Source organism: Fibrobacter sp. UWH5 (genome assembly GCF_900142505.1).
Classification (GTDB): Bacteria; Fibrobacterota; Fibrobacteria; order Fibrobacterales; family Fibrobacteraceae; genus Fibrobacter.
This window is the reverse complement of the sequence record NZ_FRBB01000001.1, coordinates 380,245-392,319: the sequence shown is the minus strand read 5'-3', so window position 1 is coordinate 392,319 and position 12,075 is coordinate 380,245. Positions and strand designations below refer to the sequence as shown.

Annotated in this window: 12 protein-coding genes; 9 read left to right on the top strand and 3 right to left on the bottom strand. The window is 49.3% G+C overall.

Translation table 11 applies throughout. The features are described 5' to 3' along the window. Window positions 1–95: 95 nt before the first annotated feature. Together BUB38_RS01695 and ilvC are read right to left on the bottom strand one after the other, a co-directional pair. Window positions 96–1,685: an EAL domain-containing protein gene (locus BUB38_RS01695; protein WP_073156150.1), complete on the bottom strand. Its 1,590-nt coding sequence runs from the start codon at window positions 1,683–1,685 to the stop codon at window positions 96–98. Window positions 1,686–1,873: 188 nt separating this feature from the next. Then, window positions 1,874–3,358 carry a ketol-acid reductoisomerase gene (gene ilvC / locus BUB38_RS01690; protein ID WP_073156147.1) on the bottom strand — a complete coding sequence of 495 codons (1,485 nt, stop codon included), beginning with the start codon at window positions 3,356–3,358 and terminating at the stop codon, window positions 1,874–1,876. Window positions 3,359–3,563: 205 nt separating this feature from the next. On the opposite strand from ilvC, the gene BUB38_RS01685 reads away from it, so the two are divergent. Both BUB38_RS01685 and BUB38_RS01680 read left to right on the top strand, forming a co-directional pair. Then, window positions 3,564–3,827 (top strand): DUF1653 domain-containing protein, encoded by a 264-nt coding sequence (locus BUB38_RS01685; protein WP_073156144.1) that lies wholly within the window; start codon window positions 3,564–3,566, stop codon window positions 3,825–3,827. A 64-nt stretch (window positions 3,828–3,891) separates the two neighbouring features. Beyond that, a complete protein-coding gene (locus BUB38_RS01680; RefSeq protein WP_139258154.1) occupies window positions 3,892–4,158 on the top strand; it encodes a hypothetical protein in 267 nt (88 codons plus the stop codon). A gap of 6 nt (window positions 4,159–4,164) precedes the next feature. On the opposite strand, the gene BUB38_RS01675 is transcribed toward BUB38_RS01680, so the two are convergent. Continuing rightward, window positions 4,165–5,583, bottom strand: a complete 1,419-nt coding sequence (locus BUB38_RS01675; RefSeq protein WP_073156139.1) for an MATE family efflux transporter — start codon at window positions 5,581–5,583, stop codon at window positions 4,165–4,167. A gap of 165 nt (window positions 5,584–5,748) precedes the next feature. On the opposite strand from BUB38_RS01675, the gene ffh reads away from it, so the two are divergent. The 7 genes from ffh to BUB38_RS01640 all read left to right on the top strand — a co-directional run bounded on the left by ffh (window position 5,749) and on the right by BUB38_RS01640 (window position 12,068). Next, a complete protein-coding gene (ffh, locus tag BUB38_RS01670) occupies window positions 5,749–7,116 on the top strand; it encodes a signal recognition particle protein (RefSeq protein ID WP_073156136.1) in 1,368 nt (455 codons plus the stop codon). A 780-nt stretch (window positions 7,117–7,896) separates the two neighbouring features. Next, complete coding sequence (gene rpsP, locus BUB38_RS16880) at window positions 7,897–8,334, top strand: 30S ribosomal protein S16 (protein WP_073156133.1); 438 nt, start codon at window positions 7,897–7,899, stop codon at window positions 8,332–8,334. Window positions 8,335–8,482: 148 nt separating this feature from the next. Beyond that, complete coding sequence (rimM, locus tag BUB38_RS01660; protein WP_073156130.1) at window positions 8,483–9,049, top strand: ribosome maturation factor RimM; 567 nt, start codon at window positions 8,483–8,485, stop codon at window positions 9,047–9,049. A 7-nt stretch (window positions 9,050–9,056) separates the two neighbouring features. Continuing rightward, entirely contained in the window at window positions 9,057–9,761 is a 705-nt protein-coding gene (gene trmD / locus BUB38_RS01655; RefSeq protein WP_073156127.1) for a tRNA (guanosine(37)-N1)-methyltransferase TrmD, read from the top strand. A gap of 15 nt (window positions 9,762–9,776) precedes the next feature. Next, window positions 9,777–10,121: a 50S ribosomal protein L19 gene (gene rplS / locus BUB38_RS01650; protein WP_073156125.1), complete on the top strand. Its 345-nt coding sequence runs from the start codon at window positions 9,777–9,779 to the stop codon at window positions 10,119–10,121. Window positions 10,122–10,161: 40 nt separating this feature from the next. Then, window positions 10,162–11,151, top strand: coding sequence for a cyclic nucleotide-binding domain-containing protein (locus BUB38_RS01645; protein WP_073156122.1), 990 nt, complete (start codon window positions 10,162–10,164; stop codon window positions 11,149–11,151). After that, complete coding sequence (locus BUB38_RS01640; protein ID WP_073156120.1) at window positions 11,151–12,068, top strand: cyclic nucleotide-binding domain-containing protein; 918 nt, start codon at window positions 11,151–11,153, stop codon at window positions 12,066–12,068. The genes BUB38_RS01645 and BUB38_RS01640 overlap by 1 nt, the downstream gene beginning before the upstream one ends. Window positions 12,069–12,075: the final 7 nt, after the last annotated feature.

Here is a 12,075-nt window from a genome sequence, read left to right as displayed (position 1 = left end):
AATCTAAAAAAAAGACGCAATTCACAAGGAATTGCGCCTTTAAGGTCAGACATTTTACATAGAATGAAATAATTATTTCTTATTCCCCACGGTCATCAATCCACCACCATGGTGGCAGATCCATAGGCCTTGACAGGGCGACCATTTTCATCAAATTCCGTGGTATAACGGACATGGAACGGGATCCTCTTTTCGGTCAACGGAATGATGCCTTCCACACTAGCGAGGCCAGCGTCAATCTTTCGATGCCATTCACGGTACATATCCGCAAAATCCGCAGGGAAAAATCCATTTTCAATAACAGGCTCCGGATAATTACGAACCAAGGGAGGCAAGCCAAGGTCACGCTGACAGCGGAAACAGGGGCGCATTTCCTTGGTAGCCACAGAGTACTCCCAGAAATAAATATTAGCCTGTTCACTGGCGGCCTTAAAGCGACGCTCTGCAGCCTGCATCTGGAGCAGCATATTCTTTTCGACTGTAATGTTTCTTATCGTCACAAAGAAGAGACGGCTAACCTTGCTCACGCCAATCAACTGAATGCAGCTACGCACGCAAAGCCGTTCAAAGCCGCAGCAGGCCGAGCGCACATTTCTCCAGGTTTCACATTCCTGTTCCTCTCTCTTTTCTGCCGCCTTTTCCAGACACTCCATATAGATCTTCATGTTAGAAGCATCCATCGTCTTGACCGGATTCGAGTTCACCAAGTCTTTTTCAGACAAGTTCATACCCATTTCGCGAAGGAACTTAGGATTCACCCGGAGAACTTCCAGAGAATCGCCACGCTGTTCAAGAATAGCGGCGGCTCCCACAAAGTTGCTGAAAATCAAGGTTTCAAGAGAATCAGGATCCCAGAATTTACCCGCATCCAGGACACTGTTCAAATTCATCTGCGGTACAATGGAGCCCACAGAATTGCCATTCAAAAGTTTCTCATATTCAGAGATAGGAACAGGCTTGGAGTACAGAAAACCTTGTACGTAATCGCAACCGACACTCTTCAAGAAATCGGCCTGTTCAACGGTTTCAACACCTTCGGCAATTACAGGAAGCTGCAGCCACTTGGCCATACGCACAATGGAGCTCAAGATCGTTCCGCCGCGTTCGTTACCGATACTTCCCGCAATAAATTTCAGGTCCAACTTGAGAACGTCAAAATCAATATCCTTCAGCACATTCAGCGAAGAATACCCACTGCCAAAATCATCCATTTCGACAGTGTATCCCAGTCGATGCAATTTATCGATGGTATCAATGATAATCTGGGAGCCCGAAATTGCAGCCGTTTCTGTCAATTCCACATGAATGAGCTTTGTAGGAACATCATACTTGCAACGGAGGGCTTCCATTCTCTGGATGTAATCCTCCCGCAAGATATCATTTCGGGACATGTTCACCGAAATGCGAACTAAAGGCAAATTAGAATCTATGCTATGGCGAAGAAATCTGCAGACCCGTTCAAAGACATAGAGATCAATCTCGGGAATACGTCCCTGCTCTTCAAGAACAGGAATAAAATCAGCAGGAGAAACAAAACCGAACTTAGGGGACGCCCAACGAACGAGCGCTTCCGCACCAATCAGCATCCCAGTAGAATGGTTATACTGCGGCTGAAAATAAACTTGAAACTCCTCGCCGGCTATAGCCGAGTCCAGATTCTCCAAAATTTCTTTTGAACTGATCATAGCACTTAACCCAAAAGATTCCCTATGGTCTAAACTACAATAATCCCACCTAAAAAAAAATAGTGCACAAGGACTTTCTAAAGGTTCTTTATATTCCAATCAGGAATATACGTAACCAAAACGAAACAAAAAATCCCGCTAGGCAAAACCTAACGGGACATAAAATCGTTAACAAACGAATGTTGGTATTACACCACGCGGGTCATACCACTCATTCTGGCTCTCAGCCATGCACCGATTTCTTCAACCGGGTGCTTGCGGATGCTTGCATTGACCTTGATGAGTTCTTCGTTATCAACAGCGGTGGACTTGCCTTCGCCGAAGATAGCGCCGATATCTTCCTTAGTGACTTCCTTAGCCATGAAGTCCTTCAGCAGAGGCACGCACTTGTTAGCGAACAGGTAGCAGCCGTATTCTGCGGTGTCGGAGATAACGCGGTTCATTTCGAACAGCTTCTTACGAGCGATGAGGTTTGCAATGAGCGGAGTTTCGTGGAGGGATTCGTAGTATGCGCTCATGGGCTTGATGCCGACGGAGCACATGGTTTCGAATGCCAGTTCCACACCGGCCTTGATCATAGCGACCATGAGGACGCCGCGGTCGAAGTATTCCTGTTCAGAGATAGCCTTATCGGTAGCTGCAACCTTTTCGAATTCCAGTTCGCCAGTAGCTGCACGCCATGCCAGGAGGTCCTTGTCACCAGCTTCCCAGTCGATCATCATGGTAGAGGAGAACTTACCGGAGATGATGTTGTCCTGGTGTTCCTGATAGAGGCCGCGCATGATGACCTTCATCTTTTCGGAGAGTTCGTTTGCACGAACCTTAGCCGGGTTGGAGAGACGGTCCATCATATTGGTGATACCACCGTGCTTCAGGGCTTCGGAAATGGTTTCCCAACCGTACTGGAGGAGCTTGGTTGCGTATGCCGGTTCAACACCGAATTCCTTAACCATCTTGTCGTAGCAGAGGATGGTGCCGGTCTGGAGCATACCGCAGAGGATGGTCTGTTCGCCCATGAGGTCAGACTTCACTTCGGCGACGAAAGAGCTTTCGAGAACGCCCGGACGGTCGGCATGGAGACCAGCGGCGTAAGCCTTGGCATAGTCCCAACCCTTGCCTTCGGGGTCGTTTTCCGGGTGGACAGCGATCAAGCAGGGCATACCGAAACCGCGAACGTATTCAGAACGGACTTCGGAACCCGGACCCTTGGGAGCCACCATGATAACGGTAATGTCTTCACGGATCTGCTGGCCTTCTTCAACGATGTTGAAGCCATGGCTGTAGGAGAGAGCTGCGCCCTTCTTCATGAGCTTCATGACAGCGGGGATCACGTTGTGGTGCTGCTTATCCGGTGTGAGGTTGCAAACCAGGTCAGCAGTGGGGATCATTTCTTCGTAGGTACCGACGGCGAAACCGTTTTCGGTAGCGTTCTTCCAGGACTGACGCTTTTCAGCGATTGCTTCCGGACGGAGGGTGTAGGAAACATCGAGACCGCTATCACGCAGGTCGAGACCCTGATGGAGACCCTGAGCGCCGCAACCGACGAACACGATCTTCTTGCCCTTGAGGGCTTCTACACCGCGAGAAAATTCAGAAGAATCCATGAAACGGCAGTGACCGATTTCTTCCAGCTGACGACGCAGAGGAATGGAATTGAAGTAATTGATACCCATGATTATTTAACCTCTTTTGAGTAGTATTTAAAGTTTTTACGGGGGTAAATATAATAAAAGGCGAGTGATACGGCAAAAAGCATTACGTTTTTTGGGCGTTCCAAGCCGATTCCTCTACTTTATTTTTTAAAATCTGCGTTCCCGGCCCGCATTCCCCATATTTTTTCCTATAAATGGGTGAAAGCAAAAAAGGACTGCATACAATATGGAAAACAAAGAGGAAATTCGGGAAATCAAGGTCCACGGAATCTATAGGCACTTCAAAAACCGTTTTTACATCGTAGAAGGGGTGGCCAAGCATTCCGAAACTCAGGAAGATTACGTCATTTACCGCAAACTTTACGGCGACAACGCCATGTGGATCCGCGAAAAGTCCATGTTTTTAAGCGAAGTGGACCACGAAAAATACCCGGAAGTCAAGCAGAAATACCGTTTCGAGTTGGTCGACCTCTCTGAAAAATCATTTTAACTTCAACAAACTTGCTTTTCTACAAATTATTAGATAGTTTTGGGAGTCAAGAGGACAAAAGATTATGGGAAAAACTTTACTTTGTATCGCAGTATTGGGATTAGCTCTTCTTTGCGGATGTAGCGAATCCAGTTCTTCAGCATCTGCCACTGGAACGCAAACTTGCGGTAGTGGCAAGGCTTCTGTCACCATGACCTGCGACTTCGACCTTTGCGAACAGTACGACGCCTACCGCAAGGAAGCCAACAACTCCTTGCTAATGCAGACAAGTCCGGACCTGTTCGCCGGCCGATTCATGGAACGAATGACCGCAGCCGGTTGCACCAACTAGGCTTTTCTAATTCTTATCCAGCACATGGCGCCGCCACTTGCCGCTCTTCCAGCGCAAGTAGAACAGGACTGGCGCCGTGCTATACACGCACACCACGATAATCCACGCATAATGGGGCGGCACTTTTATGATATAGGCCGCTACGTATAGGGCTATGGTGTTAAACCAGTTCATAACGGCACAGGCGCACATGACCCACACCGTGTCTCCAGCACCGCGCAGGGCACCACAGTAAACTACCAGCAGTACTTCCACGAAGATATACAATGTTGCAAAACGCAGCATAAAGATCCCCATGGGACGGGCAGATTCGAATATGGCTATAGCCTCTGCAGAGGCGGTCACGTCGGGCCTAAACACGTCGGCCAGAACGCCTGGCAAGAATATCAAAAGGACAGCAATCAGCAGGGAATACCCCCACCCCACCTTTAGACCTGAATACGTAGAGCGGGAGGCCGCGGCAGCACTTTTTGCACCAACATAACGTCCGACCAAACTGGTAGACGCTACTTCCAGACCCATCAATGGCACATAGGCCACCATATCCCAGTTAAACATGATGGAGGCCGCCGTGGCCGCTTCGGCACCAAGGCCGTGGAACAGCAAAATCATCAGCTGGAACGCCGCCATATTCAGGAACATTTCTACGCCTGATGGCATGCCTCGTTTAAGCAGTTCCTTCACCTGAGCCAGATTAAATTTTAGGTTCGACCTTGTTCCGTAAAGCGAATGGTACCGCTTGCCAAAATAGACCACAAACAACATCACCGTCGAGACGATATTACCAATGACTGTACCATAGGCCGCTCCCGCCACACCTAGACGCGGACACGGGCCCACACCGAAAATCAGGAAATAGTTACAGACGATATTTACCAGCATACCCGAAAAGGCAGCCTTCATGATAATCTTCGTCTCACCGATTCCGCTAAAGAAACAAGGAGCCGCATTTCGAACCAGAGAAACAATTCCGCCAATCATCAAAATATTAAAGTACAGTTTCTGATAAGCCAGCTGGTCCGCCGCCAATCCCTGCTGTTCAAAAATCAAATGCCCCAGGGGGATCATCAAATAGAGAAAGGGCACGCAGGCAAGGGATAAATACACGGCCTGCATGAACACGCTGGCGCATTCCTGCTTCTTTCCGGCACCAAAACGCTGGGCAACCATTGCCGTCGTATAGCTGATCATACCCGTGAAAAAAGTGATCAGGACAAGATTCATGCCGCCCGCACCAAGGCTGGCGTTCATTTCGGCAGGACCCAACCGACTCAAGAAAAGACGGTCTACAAAGGTCATCAAGGTATCAAAGGACATGGAAAGCAGCATGGGCAACGCCACCACCAGCACATCCTTGATGTCGCCGTTCTTTCTGAACTTGATCTTTGGAGTTTTTTCGATATGTCCGGTAAATTCATCAATCATGAGACAGTCTCAAAGCAGGTGCACAATTTAGCAATAAACTTTTGAACCAACCATATTTTTTCTAAAAAATCAGATTTTACCTTCCCCCTCTCTCGTAATTCGTAACTCGTAATTCATCTCATAATTCATAACTCATAATTCATAATTACTATATTTGCCCCCACTATGTTTTCACAGTTGACTGATTCTCTAGAAAATACCCTCAAGAACCTGCGTGGCCAGGGCAAGCTTACCGAAGAAAACGTTGCGGAATCCCTTCGCGAAGTCCGCCGCGCCTTCCTGGAAGCCGACGTAAACTTTAACGTAACCCGCGACTTCGTGAAGGCCGTCAAGGAAAAGGCCCTCGGCAGCGAAGTGCTTACCTCCGTGACCCCGGGTCAGCAGATTGTGAAAATAATCCACGACGAACTTGTTGCCGTCATGGGTGGCGAAACTAAGGAAATCAACCTTTCCGCCCCCGCTCCCGTGGGCATCATGATGGTGGGCCTTCAGGGTTCCGGTAAGACCACCTTCGCAGGAAAGATCGCCCTGTGGATGCGAACCAAGAAGAAGCGTAAGCCTCTCCTGGTGGCAGCCGACGTATACCGCCCCGCCGCTATCAAGCAGCTGCAGGTGCTGGGCAAGTCCATCGGCATTCCCGTTTACGACGAAGGCCAGGGCAATCCCGTAGAAATTATCAAGCATGGTTACCAGTACGCCAAGGACAACGGCTTTGACCTGGTAATCTACGATACCGCAGGCCGTCTGCAGATCGACGAAGAACTGATGCAGGAACTGGAACAGGCCCAGGAAGCCGTCCACCCCGACGAAGTGCTCTTCGTTGCCGACGCCATGATCGGTCAGGAAGCCGTAAATGTCGCCGAAACCTTCTGGCAGCGACTGAAGTTCACCGGCGTCTGCCTTTCCAAGATGGATGGCGACACCCGCGGCGGTGCAGCCCTGTCCATCAAGAAGATGACCGGCGTACCTATCTGCTTCATCGGTGTCGGCGAAAAACTCCCCGAAATCGAACTGTTCCATCCGGACCGTATGGCTAGCCGTATCCTCGGCATGGGCGACGTGGTCTCTCTCGTGGAAAAGGCACAGCAGGTCATCGACGAAAAGGACGCCAAGGACCTCAAGAAGAAGATCCTGAACAACACCTTCGACCTGAATGACTTCTTGAACCAGCTCCGCACCATCAAGAAGCTGGGCCGCCTCAAGGACATCCTGGGCATGATCCCCGGCCTGAACAAGCTGCCCATCGACCAGATTGACGAAAAGGAACTTGTCTACGTAGAAGCCGTCCTCAGTTCCATGACCCCCAAGGAACGCAAGAACCCCAGCATCCTCAACGGCAGCCGCAAGGACCGCGTGGCAAAGGGTTCCGGCACCGAAATCGGTCGCGTGAACGCCGTGCTCAAGCAGTACGAGACCATGAAGGAAATGTTCAAGAAGGTTGGCGAATTCGCCAAGAGACAGAACGGCGGCGCCCAGATCGGCTCCAACTACACTCCCCCCAAGGATAAGAACAAGAAGAAAAAAAAGCACTAAGGTGAGAGAAGCGAAAATGAGGTAACTCATTTTCATTTCCGAGCCGACGTTTTTGGGTCCGAAGGGCCAAAAAACACTAATCTTTTTCTTTTAAAGTCTGACTATGTGAAAAGGAAGTCGCCTAGGGCGACTTCCTTTCTTCTCAACCACCAAACTTGGCTAAAGGCGAGTCTAATTAAACAAGGAAGATGTAGGAGCAGAAGCCCACTACGACCAATGCTCCCCAAATGGTTTCAACAATAGGAGCATACATCTTTACAGTTTTCTTTTCCATATCCAAAACCTCGTTTTAAAGTTTACCGCGGCACCACCCGCTTACACTTATAATTTACCCACTGGTGTGAGAATTTTCACACAGACAAATCCATGTCTTGTTGATAAAAAATCAACGAGTACTAACCGTTGGAATATTACACCGGGTAATATTACGCAATGGAAAATTCCAGCCTGGAACAATGGTTTTCGTCAGAAAAGCAAGGTCAAACCATAAAAAACATGCTGAAAACGCACAGAAAAACGTCTGAAAAGAAGTCCTGCGGCTAGTCCGACAGCAAGGCGTTTTTCCCACACAAAAACCCAATTTTTGAGCGAATTTCGCCAATTACCAGCTTAAACGCCTCAAAATCAGCTCCATCCAACAAATACTTTGTATGCAAAGAACGGATTTTTTTTCGTTGCCGTCCTTTACACACAAAAGCAATGTTACTATATTTGGCCAAAACAATTGAACAACCCCGTTTCGGCAGGTTCATCCCCGAGACAATATTTAAAGAGGTTAAAATGGCAACCGCTATCCGTCTTTCTCGCTTTGGTAAGCGTCACAACCCGATCTACCGCGTAGTCGTTATCGACAGCCGTAAGGCACGCGACGATAGCTTTATCGAACAGGTCGGTTTCTACAACCCCAACACCAAGACCCCCGAAATCAAGTTCGATCAGGAAAAGGCTCTCAAGTGGCTCTCCACTGGTGCTCAGCCCTCTGACACCGTTCGTAACCTGATGAAGCAGGCTGGTATCATGGAACTCTTCCACGAAATGAAGGCTGGCCGTTCCATCGAAGGTAAGGTTGCTGCTCCCAAGGCTGTTAAGGAAAAGAAGGCAAAGCTCGGTCCTAAGGCTCTCGCCAAGATCGAAGCTGAAAAGGCTGCCAAGGCTGCTGCCGAAGCTGAAGCCGCTGCCGCTGCTGAAGCACCCGCAGAAGCACCTGCAGAAGCTTAATTCAAGCATTTTGAAAGGGTCTCGTGCAGTGAACCTGCGCGAGGCTTTTTTAAACGGAATCGAAAGGTTCCAGCCCCTTTGCAATCACCTTCCATAAACAGTATCCGCTTTTTAGTTTACTGTAGTCAGATTCCCACCCACGTCTTTAATGTCTGAATCCGAAGCACAAGAAGAGTTCATCACCGTCTGCCAGCTCATGCGCACACATGGCGTAAAGGGCTATATCAAGGCGATGCCTCTGACTCACGACCTTACCCGTCACGAGAAGCTCAAGGATGTGATGCTAAAAAAGACCAATAGCGAACTGGTTAAACTGACGGTGGAAGATTCCAAGCTGGCAAACAACTTGTGGTTGCTGAAATTCAAGGGGTACGACACCCCCGAATCCATTACCCACTTTGTCAATGGCGACTTGATGATTCCTGAATCCGAGCGCATTCCCGCCCCCGAGGGCGAATATTACATTGACGACCTGGAAGGATTCCGTGTCAAACTGGAAGATGGCAGAGAAGTTGGCGAGGTCATTGAGGTTCAAGAACTCCCCACCGTCTATGCCTTTCAGATCAAGTTTGATCTGGAGTACCAGAAAGAGTTTTCCGCTCAACCCATTCTAGCCCCCTGGGTCGACGACTGTGTTGTAGAAGTCGACGAAGAGGACGAGAGCATTACCTGCGACGCAGACTACCTCAAGAGCATGTGTCCGGGGGAAAAATAGTCCAGTTATGAAAATTGACTGCATCACCATTTTTCCGGAAATGTTCACCCCCATGAAAACTTCTATCATGGGCAGGGCTCAGAATAAGGGGCTTATGGAATTCAATACAGTCTACCTGCGAGACTTCGCAATCAACGATTATGGTCAGGTAGACGACGTCCCCTACGGTGGCGAACCGGGCATGGTCATCCGACCGGAACCCCTGGCAAACGCAATCCGCAGTACAGGCGTCAAGGAAGACGGCGGCAAGGTCATTTACTTGACTGCAGACGGCGTTCCCTTTAACCACAAGATGGCCCAGGAACTTTCGAAAGAAAAGCACCTGGTCCTGATCTGCGGACACTACAAGGGAATCGACGACCGCATCCGCCAGTCCGAAGTGGATCTTGAAATTTCCATAGGCGACTTCGTTGTCAGTGGTGGTGAATTGCCCGCCATGCTGGTAACAGACGCAGTTGTCCGCCTGATCGACGGCGCACTGGGTAACAGAGAATCCGGAGACACCGATTCTTTCGCCCAGGGAGTCCTCGGCTGGCCGGTTTACACGCGTCCGGAAGTTTTTGAAGGGAAAAGAGTTCCAGATGTGCTTCTCTCGGGCCATCACAAGAACATAGCGGCTTGGAGGCGTCAAGAATCGTTAAAAAGAACGGAAGAAAGGCGCCCAGACATCTTTAAAAATCTCGAAAGAGATACTAAATTTGGCATCAAATAATTAACGAGGTACATTATGTCCCTGAATATCGAAGCAATCCAGAATGAAAACGTGAAGACCGACCTCCCGGCATTCCGCTCTGGCGACACCGTCACCGTGAACGTCAAGGTTATTGAAGGCACCAAGGAACGTATCCAGCCGTTCAAGGGCGTCATCATCCAGGTCAAGAACTCTGGTATCTCCAAGACCATTACCGTCCGCAAGATGTCCAACGGTGTTGCCGTTGAACGTATCTTCCCGGTTAACTCTCCCCGTATCGCTTCCATCCTTCTGGATCGCCCGGGTAAGGTTCGCCAGGCTCGCATTTACTACATGCGCGACCTCCGCGGTAAGGCTGCTCGTATCGACGAACGCCAGTAATCGCAAGGCGTATTTAAGGCGCGTATAGGCGGTTTTCTCCATGAATTCCAAGAAATCAGGAGATTCCCGACAGCAAATCATCCCGCCCACCCGTTTAAACGTGGAGGCGGGATTTGTTGTATATACTCCCAACGGACCCAATCAAGTTAGCGTTGCCGCAGGCTCTTCTGACGTAAACCCTAAAAAGGAACCCGAAAGGAGCATCGTCATCCTCAATGACGGGGAACTTATCGCAAGAGAGAAGGACAGCCCAGAAGACATCGTATTTACAATGCATCCAGGTGACCTCGTTGGCGTGGCCGCCCTTTTGGAGCGTGAACCGTTCAAATACGAAATCGCCGCCACCAAAAAGTCCGACATCACTCTAGTGAACGAAGAGTGTATGGAATCAGAACTAAAACGCCTTCCCCTATGGCTCCTTGCCGTAATCAAAAGTCTGTCAAGCAAGACTCGACGCCTTAAGCAGGCCGCCCAGCAGCCCCGCGTCGAAAACTCAATAAAGAGTCTCGCCCTATTCCTAAGCAAGAAAAAATCAAAAAGTTCCAACGGTCCTATTTTATACAACGTTGCAGAACTGATTCAGGAATTTTGCTGGATTACAAAATTAGACTTTACCACGGTCCAGCTAGACTTTAAGAGCCTCTTCCGTCGCCACCTCATTGAAATTTCCAAAAAAGAGGGAGTCGTCGTCTGCAAGATTATAGACGCCGAACTTTTGAGGATATTCGTAGACTTCCAGGAAGTAAGTGACGCAGGTCAGCCATTTGAGCCCTATAAACTGACTCTGTACCAGAAAAAGATGCTGGTTCTTCTTTCGGCCATGTCCGAAGACACCCTTATGGACAGCCCCGGCTGGCTTGCGTTCATCAGAAAGCACGACACCAACGCCGACGTTTCGGAATGGATCCGTCTGCAGAAGTTAGGCTGGTTCAAGCCTGCAGGCAATCAACAGTATAGCATCAATTTAGGGACGATTAAATACTACCTGAAGGCCCTGCGATACGAAACCAATGTTCGAGGAGTTCTATAATGATTCTGAACGCTGGCGAATATCTATGCACCGAAGGCGACAAGAACAATACCCTCTTCATTGTCAAGAGCGGCGAATTGGAAGGATCGTCTTCTAAAAAGCCCAAGATCCGGCTATACGGACCGGGTTCTATCATTGGCGAATTCAGCCTGTTGGAAGGAGCCGCAGCCAAGGAAACCCTCAAGGCAAAAACACAGTGTGAACTGCAGGTCATCAACCCTGCGGGACTGCAGGACGCCCTGGCCAAGGAACCCAGCTGGCTTATGTCCATCATCACCTTCCTGGCCAGCAGAACCCACATCGCCAAGAACAACCTTATAAAGAGCAATAAGGTAAAAGCTCTCCCCGCATTACTTTATCTACTAAGTTCCCGAGGTACTGTCACACCGGTGCAGGAAATCTGCGAAGAAGTCCACCAGCTTTTCAATATCGATGACGACGAAACAATGGGACTACTGCAGACTCTGCAGAGCATAGATGTCCTCAAGGTCTTAGGCGACGAAATTCGTATTGAGAGCCCTCGCGTCATTTCTCTGCTGTATAAGACCATCTGCTACCGAGCCATCCATAAGAAGGTTTCGCCTAGCATCCTATCCATGACCGAACAGATGGTTCTTACCGCAGTTACCAAGACGGTCCAGGAAAGCAGAGACCCGCTGAAAAACGGAACATTCACCATACAGACCGAAACACTGATGTCTATCGCCAAGAAGTCACTTCATCTGACCTTGACCTTGCGGACCATACAGCCCTTGATTCAACGCGGTCTTCTCATTCCCTCTGCACAGGTAGCCTCCCCGAATTCCGACGACCCCCTGGAAAGCATCCAGTCCTTTAGAGGGGACTTCGAAAAGGTTCTGGATTTACTGGAACTCAACCGCATTTTCCCCATGCTAGACAAACATCTAGTTTCTTAGTTTACTA